The 14849-nt window shown below is 39.7% G+C and carries 12 protein-coding genes; 11 read left to right on the top strand and 1 reads right to left on the bottom strand.

Annotated features, from left to right (window positions below; all coding sequences use genetic code 11):
- The first annotated feature begins 248 nt into the window (after window positions 1–248).
- The 11 genes from IGJ20_RS12600 (at window position 249) to IGJ20_RS12550 (ending at window position 13912) form a co-directional block, all read left to right on the top strand.
- A complete protein-coding gene (locus IGJ20_RS12600; protein ID WP_161970874.1) occupies window positions 249–5108 on the top strand; it encodes a hypothetical protein in 4860 nt (1619 codons plus the stop codon).
- Between the two features lie 19 nt (window positions 5109–5127).
- Window positions 5128–5517, top strand: a complete 390-nt coding sequence (locus IGJ20_RS12595) for an LPXTG cell wall anchor domain-containing protein (protein WP_002354835.1) — start codon at window positions 5128–5130, stop codon at window positions 5515–5517.
- Window positions 5474–6208 carry a WxL domain-containing protein gene (locus IGJ20_RS12590; protein ID WP_002365407.1) on the top strand — a complete coding sequence of 245 codons (735 nt, stop codon included), beginning with the start codon at window positions 5474–5476 and terminating at the stop codon, window positions 6206–6208. The genes IGJ20_RS12595 and IGJ20_RS12590 overlap by 44 nt, the downstream gene beginning before the upstream one ends.
- Window positions 6209–6212: 4 nt before the next feature.
- Window positions 6213–7013 (top strand): WxL domain-containing protein, encoded by an 801-nt coding sequence (locus IGJ20_RS12585; RefSeq protein WP_002385162.1) that lies wholly within the window; start codon window positions 6213–6215, stop codon window positions 7011–7013.
- The gene (locus IGJ20_RS12580; RefSeq protein ID WP_002383195.1) at window positions 7014–7772 is read left to right on the top strand and encodes a WxL domain-containing protein; all 759 of its coding nucleotides are present in this window, start codon (window positions 7014–7016) and stop codon (window positions 7770–7772) included.
- Window positions 7773–7877: 105 nt separating this feature from the next.
- A complete protein-coding gene (locus IGJ20_RS12575; RefSeq protein ID WP_002380985.1) occupies window positions 7878–8960 on the top strand; it encodes a DUF916 and DUF3324 domain-containing protein in 1083 nt (360 codons plus the stop codon).
- Between the two features lie 101 nt (window positions 8961–9061).
- Window positions 9062–9547, top strand: coding sequence for a hypothetical protein (locus IGJ20_RS12570; protein ID WP_002372750.1), 486 nt, complete (start codon window positions 9062–9064; stop codon window positions 9545–9547).
- A complete protein-coding gene (locus tag IGJ20_RS12565; RefSeq protein WP_002378832.1) occupies window positions 9522–11003 on the top strand; it encodes a helix-turn-helix domain-containing protein in 1482 nt (493 codons plus the stop codon). The genes IGJ20_RS12570 and IGJ20_RS12565 overlap by 26 nt, the downstream gene beginning before the upstream one ends.
- Window positions 11004–11239: 236 nt before the next feature.
- On the top strand, window positions 11240–11737 hold the full coding sequence (locus IGJ20_RS12560) for an RNA polymerase sigma factor (protein ID WP_002354845.1): 498 nt from the start codon (window positions 11240–11242) through the stop codon (window positions 11735–11737).
- A 24-nt stretch (window positions 11738–11761) separates the two neighbouring features.
- Complete coding sequence (locus tag IGJ20_RS12555; protein WP_126254810.1) at window positions 11762–12646, top strand: RsiV family protein; 885 nt, start codon at window positions 11762–11764, stop codon at window positions 12644–12646.
- A gap of 129 nt (window positions 12647–12775) precedes the next feature.
- Entirely contained in the window at window positions 12776–13912 is a 1137-nt protein-coding gene (locus tag IGJ20_RS12550; RefSeq protein ID WP_126254809.1) for an ArgE/DapE family deacylase, read from the top strand.
- 52 nt (window positions 13913–13964) lie between these two features.
- Here the strand turns inward: IGJ20_RS12550 and IGJ20_RS12545 are convergent, their stop codons facing one another.
- Window positions 13965–14756 (bottom strand): hypothetical protein, encoded by a 792-nt coding sequence (locus IGJ20_RS12545; RefSeq protein ID WP_002354848.1) that lies wholly within the window; start codon window positions 14754–14756, stop codon window positions 13965–13967.
- Window positions 14757–14849 lie beyond the last annotated feature (93 nt).

The following is a 14849-nucleotide window of genomic DNA, read 5'->3' as shown; positions in this document are numbered from 1 at the left end:
AAATCCGTACTATACTACGAACTCGTTTGTTAATTTTAATGTTAAAAACAACGTTTTTATTATTTTTGTGAACAAATTAACATTTTATCTTACAAAAAATAGCAAAAAATTCGTTTAGTTAACAAAAAGAAAATTAAAAAATAAATTTTTTTTTGAAATTAAGAAAATATCTTTAAAAAAATCAGAAGAAAACTTCGTATACTTGAGCCATAGGTTGGTTGTGGAAAGTTTACTTCGAGGGAGGAGTGATGAAGTTAATGAAAAAGAAAATCGCTGTTTTATTGGCAACTTGTTTACTTGTACAACCATTTTTATCTGTTTCAGCGTGGGCGATTGAAGGGGAGCAACAAACAGAACGTACGCAGACACAGCCAAAAACAGCAGAAACCAGTACAAGTGAAGCAACAAAAGAAAGCAGCGCACATTCTACAGAACAGTCATCAATGACGGAATCTAGTGCTATCACAGAAAAAGTAACCACCTCTTCCACAGAAACAAAACCAAGCGAAGAGCAGAAGCAAATCACCTTGACCTTTGAAACAACGGATCAAGCTTTGTTTCTAAATGATGCCAAAAGTTATCAAGTGGTAAAAGAAAAAAATCAGCCACTTCGGACAGAAGAATTACCAAAATGGGCGAATAGTGAGGGAAATGCGACTTTCGTTGGCTGGTCTTACCAAGGAAAAACATATACAAATGAAGAACTCCTTCAATTAGAGTTTTCAGAAGATACACAACTTACGGCTGTCTTTAAACAGAAACTGACACGCATGGCCAGAGCTGTTTCAGTTGATCAGTCCATTGCGGACACAATTGCCCCTGCAGATAAAACAAAAGTGATTGTTGTGCCAAGTCCAGCAGGAGATGGAGCAGCGTACAAAGAATATGCATCGACAGAGGCTGGCTTGAAAGAAGCCTTGTTTGATTTGTATCAACAGGGGAACAATGGCGATTTCACTCTTTATATAGGAAACAATATTACGACGAGTGCGGCGACCACCGCTAAAGTGATTCCTGACACCGTTACGGCAAGTAATATGACCTTTTACGCCTTGCAAGGTAAGGTCAATCATTTAGTGATTACTGGAAACAGCGCGGATCCGATTAGTATGGATCAAACGGCGCCAACGGGTTCTAAGACGTTAGGATTTAATCAAAATATCTATTTTGGCTCAAACATCACTTTGAGAAATCTAAACTATACAGGTACGAATATGTATTTAAATGGTTACAGTTTGAACCTGAATGGCGGCTCTAGTGGAAACGGTCTGACCGTATACGGTGGAACGGATACAGGAGATGTTTCAGGAAACCCAACTTTAACAGTAAATAGTACAGGTACAGGGACATGGAATTTCTATGGCGGAAACCAAAATGGTGGTAATTTAGCTGGAAATCCTACGATTGTTATTAACAATACACGGAGCGGACTAAATACATTAAGTGGGGGCGCCAATATTGGGACAGTGACTGGGAATACTTCATTGGTTGTCAATGATTCTGGTGGCAGAATTGCTTCAATTTATGGGGGCGGTTATGGGACCAACGCAACCAACACAGCGAATGTTACTGGTAACGTCTCAACAAAGGTTGCGATTACGAATGCTGCTACAGGTTTCCAATTAAGTACGTATTATGGCGGTGTTCAATACGGAAATATTGGTGGAAAAGTAACAAACGATATTTCTGGATATGGCCGTTGGTATACAGCGGGTCAACGTTTTATTGGTGGCTCTTCCCGCGGCGATATAGGAACGAATCGTGCGACTGATGGAATTACTACAAATTTAAATACACAGTTGTATAGTGCGGGTCGTGCAGATTTTGAAGGAGGCAACCAATATTCTGGAACGATCATCGGAGATATTACGAATGTGGTTACAGCAGGAACGAATTCCGCTGGTGGTATTAATGATTTTAACGGCGGTGCTGGTAACAATGTTTCGAAATTTAACAAGAGTCAAATTGGGGCCTCAAATGAAGCAACGTATGATGCTTATACACCACAACAAAGAGCAGAATTAGCCAAATCAGCAGCAGCTTTTAAAGTTTTTGGAAATATTTCTTCTAAATTAGTCAGCGGTTCGTTTAATAATGGTGCAATTTACTCAACTGCAGCTGGCCGCGGCGGTTATATCGAAGGAAATACAACAATTGAAGTGGGAACAGCGAATGGTGATAGGTCCTTAGGTGGCGATGGTATGGCTTATTCAGGCGCAAAACCGACAAGCTTAGATTATTCAACGACCGATAAAAGTCGTGGGTATAGTTCAGGTTGGGATATTGTTGGTGGCGGCGGCTATCCTGCTAGTAATGATACTTGGGATATCTATATAAAAGGAGATACTAAGACTGTTTTAAATAATACCATTGCTCGCTGGACATATGGTGGCTCTTTTTCAGGTGTCGTTGAAGGCAATACTTCTAACACATTGAATGGCGGGATTGCTGACACATTAGAAGGAACAGGCTATCAAGCAGCTCGAGTTTATGGAAACGGTCAAACAATCGTTAATAATGGTCAAGTCGATTGGTTTCTTTCAGGCGGTGGCTGGAATGATGCCAAAAATGTTGGGAATGTCGGTGTAACGGTTTATGAAGGAGTAATTAATGCTTCGATGGGTGCTTCTTATGGAGCAAGCGGTGGCCATACAATTACTGGTAATTCAGACAATCGCATCTACGGAGGAAATTTCTCAGGAACTCCTCGGACAGGCGCGAACGGTTTTTCAGGTGGGATTACCAATGCGGGCTCACTTCTTGGAAATGCCAAACTCTTAATTGATTTAAGAAATTACAACGGAGAGTTTAAGTTGCCTGGTAATACCTACATTACTGGTGGTCGGCCCTATGGTCAAAATACGACACTAGGAACGGATGAATCAAACACAATTACTTTAAATATTTTCACTAAAACAGGTGTGGAATCTCTAAATGGGGCCAGCATTTACGGTGATGGTGGAACCAATGCTGCGTATACCAAGAACGGCAAGATTACAATGAATATTCAAGCAGCGGGTTCTAGTATTGGAAATTTATATGCGACACAGTATTCCAATATCAGTGGCGGAAAAATCTTACGTGATGTTACCGCAAATGTTCAAGGTGCAGTTAGTATTAACGGTTTATCCGGTGGTTCATCAACAGATAATTTCACTAATGCAATTGTGAATGCTAGTTCAAATAAAGTGGCCTTTAACTTTGGGACTAACGTTGACGGCACCAATAACTATCAAACAGAACCACTAAATGCGACAGGCTTAGGCGTTGTCAACTTTACGGAATTAAATGTCACCAATGGCATTAAATTAATGGCTAATGGTGGGAACATCAAAAATGGCGTTTCTGCTACTGCCGCGAATCATAGTACGACTTACAATGAATTCGGATCAATTCATCTATCTAAAAATGCAGGAATTGGGATTACCAACACGGCCAATTTAATTTCAGCTAGCAAACTAACGGTTCAGGATCATGCAACATTAGAAACAATTCCTGGTACAGGTAAGGTAAACATTGCGGATTTTGAAGCTGTCGATCCAACAAAAGATGAACTTTTATGGATTAAACCAACGACAGATACAACTGCTTTGGTGGATAGCACAGGGACTTGGTTTGGAAATGTCAAAGCCTATCAGGTCTTGACGATTAATCCAACGGTCAATAATGCTACAAAACTTATGCCAACAACGTTTCATGGGATTGAAAAAGCGACTGGAAAAACATTTATTGGCGATAACGATGTGACAAAGGGCGCCAATGGCTATGGGATAGCAATTCCTGGTTCCATCATCGATTACGAAGTGGAAACGCCTGGAATTGTGGCAGGTGCAGGTACTATTTCTCATGATGTAAAAGAGGTCAAAGCCGGCAATGCGCCGTTAACCTTACAAGCGTGGGGCACCGAAGTAGCTGGACAAAAAGTTCAAAAAGGACGTTTGATGATTCCGACCTCAAGTGCTTTAACACCAACCCTAAGCTTCCTTCCTGACGAAGTAACAGGTTCTTGGTTGCACCAAGGAACGGTTAAATCTAGTGAAGTTGGGAGCGCGATAGAGCAAATTCCAGAGCAGAAAGATACCACCCCGCTTTCATGGAAAGCGACGAATATGAACTACAGTTATCAGGTGAAAGTTCAATTTTCAAATAAAGTGGAACTTTCGGGGCAATCGGTGATTGTCACAGAAGATGAGGCAGCGCAACTAACGACTGTCGATAAAGTAATAGAAATGCTTGGCGCAAAAGGTCGGCCGTTTTTCAAAACCTCATTAAAAGAGACGGATTTACCACAAATTCAAGCGCCGTTAGCAGAAAAAACTGTATCGCGGAAACATGATATTCAATTAGAAGCAGGGACGTCAGGGGATAATTTGCAAAACAAAACGGTTCATTTAGTTGTTGTGAAAAATGAAAGTGTCCTTGCCAAAGATCGTTCGTTTGCCTTGTATGCGACAAGTGCGCATTTGAAGTTAAAAGAAGCAAATGGCTTAACGAATTCAGACGAGTTGGCACAATGGACACAAGCAACGGTGATTTTCGCAGATGGTCGGGCCAATCAAACGCCAAGTCTTGATGCCGCAACCTTCCAAGCCATTCAACAAGCGAAACCAGAAGAATTAGCCAAAACGGTGCCAGCCAATTATCAATTTACAGAAGCTGGTGAAACGTTAAATAAAAAAGTCAATGTGTCTATTTCAGGTGAATTAACGTTAGAAAAAGTACCTAAAACAATTGATTTTGGCAAACAAAAAATTTCTGCCAAGCCAGAAGTTTACTGGCCAACTCTTTCAGATGATTTAGTCGTTCAAGACACACGCGGGACAGAAAGTACGCCTTGGAAACTGAATGTTCAGGTAACGAATCCCTTAACGAACGGCACAGATCAATTGGAAGATTTGTCATTGGTTACAGACAAAGGAGAATTTTTACTCAATAAAGGAGATACGGTTGTTACAGAAAATGAAGGCTCCGGTTCAGGTAGTTATACAATTAACCAAGGTTGGGGTGCGGCAAACCAACGGGGACTTAAACTATCTGTGCCAGTCGAGAAACAAAAAGTTGGCGAATTCAAAGGGACATTGTCATGGTCATTAGTCATGGCACCATAACAAGGAGGAGAGAAGTGAGATGAAAAAATACCTTTTGCTTAGTTGTTTTTTAGGTCTTTTCAGCTTCTGTCATTCAGACACTGCGTTTGGGGAAGCAGCTTATGAAAATAGTGGTGTTGTCTCCTTTTATGGAACGTATGAATATCCCACAGAAGAGTCGACAACAGCGACTAGTAATTCTTCCACAACGACCGAACCCACCAAGCCAGCTGACGGAGGCGCTTCATCCGTCCTTTCTTCTGGCGTATATGGGTCGCGACAAGGAAGATTACCAGCGACAGGTACCACCAATCAAGCACCATTTATTTATTTGGGAATCAGCCTTATCACTATAGGCATATTATTTATTAAAAGGAGAAGAGAAGATGAAAAAAACAGTATTAGCAGTAGTAGGGATTGTAGGATTTAGCGGTGTCCTAGCGACACAACAAGCATTTGCGGAAGACATTAACGTGAACTATACAAGTAATGGCGCCATTACATTTGAACCAGATACAGATCCAACGAAGCCAGTTAACCCAACCAATCCAGATGAAAAAGTTGAACCAGAAGATCCAACTGACCCAACTGGACCAAAACCAGGGACTGCAGGCCCCTTATCAATTGACTATGCTTCAAGCTTTCAATTTGGCGCCCAAAAAATCACTTCCGATACGAAAGATTATTACGCACAAATTCAAACATTTAAAGATGGAACAACAGGTCCCAACTATGTTCAGGTAACGGATAAACGTGGGACACAAGAAGGCTGGACGTTAAGCGCTGTACAAAATGGGCAATTCAAAACAGCCCAAAATGAAGAATTAGTTGGGGCCGCTTTATCGATTGCCAATGCAGGTGTGACATCGATTGTTGATGCCGCATACGCGCCAACACCAACAGCAGCACATACCTTTGTTCCCGGAACAGAAGTAGAATTAGTCAAAGCAGAAGATGGCAAAGGAATGGGAACTTGGGTCTATCGTTTTGGGAAAGATGCGACAGAAGGTGCTACTGCCGTGAAATTAAATGTCCCAGGTAAAGCGATTAAATTAGCAAAAGAATATCGTACGACATTAACGTGGACATTGAAATCTGTGCCAACGAATGTTGGAGGCTAAGTAAATGAAAAAAACAGTCGTCTACTCCTTGTTATTCGGAACAATGTTGCTTGGCGCCACTGTTCCTGCTGAAGCGGCGACGGTCGTTTTTGATAGCGAACAGTCGATTGTTTTTACCCCAAGCACAGATGGGACGGATCCAGTGAATCCAGAAAATCCCGATCCAGAAAAACCAGTTCGACCAGTCGATCCAACGAATCCTGATGGACCTAATCCAGGCACACCTGGGCCACTTTCCATCGATTATGCCTCAAGTTTGGATTTTGGGAGTAATGAGATATCGAATAAGGATCAAACGTATTTTGCCAGAGCGCAAACCTATAAAAATCCAGATGGTTCAGCAAGTGAATTGGCAACTGCTAATTATGTACAAGTAAGTGATTTACGGGGAACCAATGCTGGCTGGGTTTTAAAAGTGAAACAAAATGGTCAATTTCGTAATGCAGAAACATTACACAAAGAATTAACAGGCGCCACCGTCGCCTTTACTGAGCCCAGTGTTCGCTCAAATGCGACGGACGTATTGCCGCCAACAGCTACCGCAAACATTCAATTAGATGCTGCGGGCGCAGAAACTGTTGTCATGCAAGCCCCAGAAAAGACCGGTGCCGGAACGTGGATCACGCTGTGGGGGCAAGCAGAAAAAGTGACCGAAAAAAATCAACAAGGACAGCAAGTAAATGCCACAATCACACGGGCAATCTCACTAACTGTTCCCGGGAAAACCCCTAAGGATGCAGTACAATATAAAACAACATTGACTTGGCTACTTTCAGATGTACCAGTAAATAATGGAGGGAAATAAATGAAAAAGACAAAAGTAATGACATTGATGGCAACCACAACTTTAGGCGCACTGGCACTTGTACCAATGAGTGCATTAGCAGTCGACGGTGGTGAATACCAAACAAACGGAGCGATTCAATTTGCACCAAATACGAACCCAACGAATCCAGTTGATCCGACGAATCCAGATCCGGATAAACCAATTACGCCAGTTGATCCAACTGATCCGACAGGGCCTAAGCCAGGGACAGCAGGTCCGTTATCCATTGACTATGCATCTAGCTTATCTTTTGGGGAACAAACGATTACCTCAAAAAATATGACCTACTATGCAGAAACACAAAAATACAAAGATAATGCTGGTGCCGACCAAGAAGGCCCGAACTTTGTTCAAGTCTCAGATAATCGTGGGACTGAAACAGGTTGGACGTTAAAAGTAAAACAAAATGGTCAATTCAAAACTGAAGCCAACCAAGAACTAACAGCGGCCAAAGTAACTTTAAGCAACGGACGCGTGGTTTCAGCTTCACAATCTGCAAAACCAACGACAGCGCCAGCTACGATTGAATTAAACCCAACTGGGGCTGAATCAGTGGTCATGGCTGCTGGCGATAAAGAAGGTGCGGGTACGTACTTAATGAGCTGGGGCGATAGTGTAGATGCCGCTAAAACAAGTATTTCATTAGAAGTACCTGGTTCAACCACAAAATATGCGAAAAAATACACGACAACTTTTACTTGGACTTTGACAGATACACCTGCTAACACAGGAAACTAAGAACGACAGCATACACGCAAGATCGGGATATAAGTCAAAAATTTTTGGCTTATCTTTCGGTCTTTTGGTGCTTATAATACAACAAAGAATGACAGACTTAGGAGAATGAATATGAACAGATGGAAAGTATATGCAACGGTAATCGCTTGTATGCTATTTGGCTGGATTGGCGTGGAGGCGCACGCTTCTGAATTTAATTTTGCGGTCACACCAACAATTCCCGAAAATCAAGTGGATAAATCAAAAACCTACTTTGACTTAAAAATGGCGCCTGGTGCCAAACAAACCGTAGAAATTCAGTTACGCAATGATACAGATGAAGACATTACCATTGAAAATACGGTGAACTCAGCGACAACAAATTTAAATGGCGTAGTAGAATATGGGCAAAACGGGATCAAACCTGACAAAACTTTACGCTTTAACTTAAAAGATTATGTGGAAACACCGAAAGAAATCATCTTGCCGAAGCATTCCCAAAAGACCTTACCTTTAACCATCACGATGCCTAAAGATTCTTTTGATGGCGTGATGGCTGGCGGCATAACACTCAAAGAGAAAAAGAAAGAAACCACGACTTCTGCGGACCAATCAAAAGGGTTAGCTATTAATAATGAATACTCCTATGTTGTGGCCATTATTCTTCAGCAAAATGAGACAAAGGTTCAACCAGATTTAAAATTACTGGGGGTTAAACCAGGCCAAGTCAACGCGCGAAACGTCATCAATGTTTCTTTACAAAACCCACAAGCGGCCTATTTAAACCAATTACATTTAATCAACACTGTTTCAAAAGGAGGCGAAACGCTTTACCAATCCGATACTGAGGATATGCAAGTGGCGCCAAACTCTAACTTTAGTTACCCAATTTCTTTAAAAGGGGAACGATTAACGCCAGGAAAATATGTCTTGAAATCAACGGCCTATGGTGTAAAAGATGAAAAGGGTACCTATCAAGTCAAAGGTGCCAATGGTGAAGAACGGTACCTGTACAAATGGGAATTTACAAAAGAATTTACTATTTCTGGGGACGTCGCTAAAGAATTAAATGAAAAAGACGTAACTATTAAAGGAACCAATTGGTGGTTGTATCTACTGATTGCATTAATCATTCTAGCGCTGCTCTTATTGATTTTCTTCTTGTATCGTAAAAAGAAAAAAGAGGAAGAACAACAATCTGAGCAATAAAAAGGGCTATCTATTGACAAAAAGGGTTTTCCTTGTAAAAGTAAAGGTACTTTTACAAGGAATTGCTTCCCATAAAGTAGAGGTAGAGAGAGTGAGAAGCCATGAGAAAAAAGTATCTTTTTTTATTTAGTTCTTTGCTAATTTTTACGGCTGTCGAAATAGAACCAATTCAAACATTGGCGACACCTATTTATAATCCCTTAGAACCAACGGAAGAAATTCAACCAAAACCAGAATCAATCACCCCTCAGGAAAAGTCAGAACCGGAACAACCTGCGCCAACCCCTCAGGAAGATCAAAAAACTACGGTTCCTTCTGAAGAAAAAAAGCCTTCACCCAAGAAAAAAGACAAACCTGTGGAGAAACCGGCAATGTCAAAAGAAAAAAAGAAACAAACAAAAGAAACAACGGCTCATCCCTTACAAGTGAATAAAGATTTTGTCTTTCCTAACGGACTTGGTGCAGGCGGCGATGAAGAATCTGAAAGCTATTTAGCAGCGGTTGGGTACTTTCTTTCAGGAAATGGATTGTATGGGAAAAAAATGGATGTGAGAGAAGTCTATGATATTGATGATGTTTTTAAATAAAGTGGATAAAAGAAAAATCGCCTTATTTCAGTTACTGGAAAATGCACCGATGTTAACAGAGTCAAAAGAAACCGTAATGCAGGAGTTAGAATTATCTGAATTTATCGTGAACAAAACGGTCGCTGAATTAAATGCCGATTTTATTGAATTTGGTTTATCAGAGGATTTTCAAATTGTGAGCGATGGTATTTTCTTAACGCTTAATGAATCAGGAACGGAAACTTCCGCTACTTTGATTGATTGCTATATTAAAGAGTCGTTACGTTTTGCTATGTTTCAAGATTTCTTTTTTCAGCGTTTTGATTCTGTAAATGAGTTTGCGTTAGAACACTTTGTTAGTCACACATTGGCTTATAAGGAGTTCAAGGAATTAAAGAAAATGCTGGAAAATTATCAAATTACAATTAATAAAGAATTTCACTTGGTGGGAAATGAAACCAATTTACGCGAAGTAACAACACTGGTTTTTTTACAATTATACCAACGTGATTTTTCATTGTACGGTAAAAAAGTTTTAGAGCAGATTCGGAACTTTGAGCTATTTTTTTCTGAGAAGGTACATCTTAATCAGCGTGCGGGCTATGCACAAGCTAAATGTTTTCATTTTTTGGCGGTTTCTTTAGTACGAACGCAGCAACAGTTTTATGTAGAGAAAAAAGTAGATTCGCAAGTGTTAAAACAATTAGCCGGTGACAATCAGCAGAATGTTTTCAATTGGTTAGAGAGTCTTCAAATCCCAGAACCACAACGAACAAACGAAGGCAATTATTTACTCTTATTTTTAATTGCTGAAGAGTGGCTTCAAGTAGCTTCAGCAGCACTTTGCCAAAGATTTGCAGAAATTCAACAATTGAATCGTGACTTGTTAAGCTATTTAAAAATACAATTTCAGCTTTCCGAGGAAGTCCTGCAAGGTTTTGAACAAAAAGTAACAATCGTACATTTTAAATTGTTCCATTTTCCAATAGAAGCAAACTATAGTTATCGCAAAATGGATATAACCTACTTTGCAGAAACGTATACAGAGTATTTTTCTGCTAGTCGACAATTTATTCAAGAACAAAAAACGAATCCCGCTGTTTGGGATGCCAGACAGTTTTTATTTTATCGGTATCTGTTGTTAATGGTGGATGCGTTACCATTGAAAAAAGTTTTGGCTCCGATTACATTGTGTGTCGACTTTTCCTTTGGTGAAGCCTATAATCGTATGATACAAAAAAATATTGAAAAAATTACGGAATGGAATATCATTTTCAAAGCACATGTAGATGAAAGTGTACAATTAATTTTATCGGATATTCATTTTGTCGATTGGCCTGAGATTACTCAAATTATTTGGCTAGCGCCACCACGTCCTGTTGATTGGTCGCATTTTATTAAAACGCTGAGTGCACTAAGACCGCACTCGGGAGAAGAAAACAAGGTTGGGACAGCACCGCTTAGCTCCGAGAAATAAGAAGAAATTTCCGGAAATTGTTCTTTAATTTTTGGATAATTTCGGCTTATTTCCGAAGGAGCTGGTTCTGTTCCCGCCGTTTATCAGATTTTGAGCGTGGAGCAAAAATCCAAAGTGATTTTTGTACCGCGCTTTTTCTTTTAGAATATAAAAATTAAAAATAATAAAAAAGTTGAAACTTTTTATGCTTGTGATTCGTCTATATAAGTGTACAGGAAAGGAGGTTCCAGAAATCGATGGTTTTCGATGGTTGGAAAAGAAAAAAACAAATTCGCGCGTTAGAAACGCTTGTGGATACCAAATATGAAAAAATGTATCGCATTGCCTTTAATTATACACATTCGAAAGAAGATGCCTTGGATGTGATTCAAGAAAGCTTTGAAAAGGCACTGAAGGCCATCCAAAAAGGACCCGATATTAAGGATTTTGAAGCGTGGTTCTTTCGAATTCTGCTTTCTGTAGCGACAGATTATTGGCGTAAAAAGAAACGAGAAGCTGTTCATATTGAAAAAGATGAACATGTGTTAGCCCTTTTAAATAATCCCCAACGCAGTTTTTTAGAAATTGAAGAAATTATTAATCAATTAGATAGTCCCAATCGTGAAATTATTCTATTAAAATTTTTTGAAGGATTTACGCTAAAAGAAATCGCCTTGATCCTGGATATTAACGAAAACACGATTAAAACGAAGATGTACCGCAGTTTGAATGAACTCCGAAGTCTATTGAATTAGTAAAAGAAAGGAAGCGAAAAAATAATGGAAGATTTTGTAAAAAGTGTTGTTAAAAACTTTTCAAAAGAATACCGCCAACAACCGTTGCCAACGGATCTACAAGCGGAAGTCAAAGCGCGTTTTCATAAAGAGAAAAAGCGGTACACCTGGCTTCGTTTTAGAAACCGCTCACTGCAAAGTAGTTTAGTGGTGGCTTGTGGCTTTGTCTTATCAGTCAATTTGTTTCCAGGTTTTAGTGAAGCAGCCCGCAACATTCCTGTGTTAGATAAAATTGTTCAATTAGTCACCATCAAAACGTTGACAGCGAAAAAACAGGAAAGTGAAGTAAACATCGATGTCCCTAAAATCCAAACATCCCAAGAATCTTCAGTAGCCGACACGCTCAATAAAAAATACTTGAAAGAAGCCCAAACAGAATTTCAACAAGTCAAAGGGCAATTGTTTGATGGTTCTCGTGTTTCAGTCACTGGAGATTATGAAAAAGTCGTGGACGACCGTCGCTTCCTAGTGGTCAAGCGAACCTTCACAGAAATTAAAGGCAGCTCTGCGACGACAACGAAATATGACACCATCGACAAACGAGCCAATGTTGTCGTTTCACTCCCCTTAATTTTTAAAAATGATTTTTACATTGATGTCATTAGTAGTGAAATTAAACAACAAATAGCAGACCAAATGAAGAACGATAGCAATAAAATATACTGGTCCGAAAAAGAGGATGCCCCCAGTGATGTTCAATCCTTCAAAAAAATTAAAAAGGACCAACCTTTCTATATCAATGAAAAACACCAATTAGTGATTGTGTTTCCTCAAGGAGAGATTGCGCCTTACTATATGGGCACCCCTGAATTTGTGATTCCTAATCAAGTCATTGAGAATGAATTGGCAGCGCCTAATTATTTAAAATAAACTCAGTAAAAAACACGCGACATTTCTTAAAACTGTCGCGTGTTTTTTACTGACCTAACCAAGTCAGTTGCGGTTTTACTGAGAGAAGCGTACACTAGAATTAAGCATAACAAGAAAGGGCGAATGGCAATGGAAAAATCAGAAAAAATTAGTATTTTACAAGATGTGGTTAAAATTAAATCTGTAAATGGAAACGAAGAAGAAGTGGCAATCTATTTACAAAATCTTTTGAAGAAATATGAGATCCCTTCTGAACTTGTTTCTTATGCACCAAATCGTAGTAGTTTGGTTGCTTATTTAGGTGAAAACCGAGAAAAAGTCTTAGGGTTTAGTGGCCACATGGACGTGGTTTCTGAAGGGGACGAAAGTCAATGGACTTTCCCGCCATTTGCGGCCCATATTGAAGGAAAAAAATTGTATGGCCGTGGCGCAACGGACATGAAAAGCGGCTTAGTCGCAATGGTTTTAGCAATGATTGAATTAAAAGAAAAGGAAGTTCCATTAAATGGAGCGGTTAAATTTTTAGGTACAGTTGGTGAAGAAGTCGGTGAGCTAGGTGCTGGCCAATTAACTGAAAAAGGCTATGCGGATGATTTAAGTGCCTTAGTCATTGGAGAACCAACCAATTATAACTTGATGTATGCGCACATGGGTTCAATTAACTATTCTGTTGTGTCACACGGAAAAGAAGCCCACAGTTCGATGCCAGAAGAAGGCATTAACGCGATTAATAATTTGAACGAATTTATTACAGAAGCAAACCAACAAATGGCGGAAGTCACAGCAAACTATGAAAATCCTGAATTAGGTCGAACGATTCACAATGTAACCGTCATTAAAGGTGGCACACAAGTGAACAGTATTCCAGGTCAAGCAGCCTTGCAAGGGAATATCCGTTCAATTCCAGAATTCAGCAACGACCAAGTCATTGCATTATTACAAAAAATTGTCGATGAATTGAACAAAAAAGAAAAACATCAGTTAGAATTAACGATTGATTACAATAAAATTCCTGTAAAAGCTGAGAAAGATTCTGCGTTAATTCAAGCCATTCAAGCCCAATTTGATCAACCATTACCATTAGTGACAAGCGCTGGGACCACAGACTTAGCTGAATTTACTAAATCAGACAATACATTTGATTGCGTTGTCTTTGGACCAGGCGTGACCACTACTGCACACCAAGTCGACGAATATGTCGAAATTGATAATTATTTAGATATGATTGATAAGTATCAAGCGATAGCAAAAAGTTATTTAAATTAAAAAAATGTCGCGCCTGAATCATAAAAATCAGGTGCGACATTTTTTATAAGGTTTATTCCACCACAGTCCATTCATTTAAGGTTTTGCCGTTCTCATCAACTAGCTCTAACCAGCTGTTTGTTCCAGCAAAATAGAGAAACAAGCCGACTTCATTAACGCTTTTTAAGACGATATCTTCCGTTGTGACAAAGTCTTTAAATTGGCCCTTGCGTTCATCACGAAGTTTTTCACCAAATCTGGCGGAGAAACCGACAGACCCGTCTTTATTTAAAGGGGCTTCGGGCATCATTGTCGCGCCAGCTTTAATAAGCATTTCATTGCGCTTTTGCCAAAAAACAGTTGCTTTGCTTTGTCGAGTATCAATATAAAAAGGAATTTGGCTGACTTCTTTTGTCCATTTGTGGCGTGCTTTGGCTGGTCTGGCTTTCTTCGGCGCCGGTTTTTTAAACAGAGAGTAGCCAAAACGTTCCAAGATAAAGGTGACTGTTTCTTTATAGTTAGTCACTGTCGCTACCGCACTTTTCGGAATTTTGACTGTCGCTGGGGTTGCTTCCAATGTTAAACCACTTTCTTTCGCATCATCTAGGAAAGCTTGCGCTAAATAGGCAAGTTCTGTGTCCCAAGTCGGTTTCAATAAAATCGAGTGATCAAAAGAAACTTCTTTATATGTAGCTTTTTCTTCAGCAAGTCCTAAAGCAACTAGTTGGTTATCTCTTAGCAAGAAAAGAATCGCTGCCTCTTTTTTCGGTAATTTAGTTGTTTGTTCAATGATTAAGTGGGCCTGATCGGCTAAATCAATGAGTGTCTTTGTTTTTTTTAGATCAACGGTTAAATGTAAGTCCATGAAGTCTGCTCCTTTATCGTTAGTCTCTTCATTGTATCATGAAATAGCGTCTTCGTCTTTTAATGAGTCAGCGACCTTACAATATTGTTTGAA

Origin of the sequence: Enterococcus sp. DIV0294 (assembly GCF_050558155.1) — a bacterium.
GTDB lineage: Bacteria > Bacillota > Bacilli > Lactobacillales > Enterococcaceae > Enterococcus > Enterococcus faecalis.
The sequence above is the reverse complement of the archived record's forward strand: the minus strand, read 5'-3'. Positions and strand labels throughout refer to the sequence as shown.

What these genes read in the sequence shown, in the direction of transcription:
- IGJ20_RS12600 (WP_161970874.1), top strand. Translation starts at nt 249, where the DNA reads ATGAAGTTAATGAAAAAGAAAATCGCTGTTTTATTGGCAACTTGTTTA.
- IGJ20_RS12595 (WP_002354835.1), top strand. Translation starts at nt 5,128, where the DNA reads ATGAAAAAATACCTTTTGCTTAGTTGTTTTTTAGGTCTTTTCAGCTTC.
- IGJ20_RS12590 (WP_002365407.1), top strand. Translation starts at nt 5,474, where the DNA reads ATGAAAAAAACAGTATTAGCAGTAGTAGGGATTGTAGGATTTAGCGGT.
- IGJ20_RS12585 (WP_002385162.1), top strand. Translation starts at nt 6,213, where the DNA reads ATGAAAAAAACAGTCGTCTACTCCTTGTTATTCGGAACAATGTTGCTT.
- IGJ20_RS12580 (WP_002383195.1), top strand. Translation starts at nt 7,014, where the DNA reads ATGAAAAAGACAAAAGTAATGACATTGATGGCAACCACAACTTTAGGC.
- IGJ20_RS12575 (WP_002380985.1), top strand. Translation starts at nt 7,878, where the DNA reads ATGAATATGAACAGATGGAAAGTATATGCAACGGTAATCGCTTGTATG.
- IGJ20_RS12570 (WP_002372750.1), top strand. Translation starts at nt 9,062, where the DNA reads ATGAGAAAAAAGTATCTTTTTTTATTTAGTTCTTTGCTAATTTTTACG.
- IGJ20_RS12565 (WP_002378832.1), top strand. Translation starts at nt 9,522, where the DNA reads ATGATATTGATGATGTTTTTAAATAAAGTGGATAAAAGAAAAATCGCC.
- IGJ20_RS12560 (WP_002354845.1), top strand. Translation starts at nt 11,240, where the DNA reads ATGGTTTTCGATGGTTGGAAAAGAAAAAAACAAATTCGCGCGTTAGAA.
- IGJ20_RS12555 (WP_126254810.1), top strand. Translation starts at nt 11,762, where the DNA reads ATGGAAGATTTTGTAAAAAGTGTTGTTAAAAACTTTTCAAAAGAATAC.
- IGJ20_RS12550 (WP_126254809.1), top strand. Translation starts at nt 12,776, where the DNA reads ATGGAAAAATCAGAAAAAATTAGTATTTTACAAGATGTGGTTAAAATT.
- IGJ20_RS12545 (WP_002354848.1), bottom strand. Translation starts at nt 14,756, where the DNA reads ATGGACTTACATTTAACCGTTGATCTAAAAAAAACAAAGACACTCATT.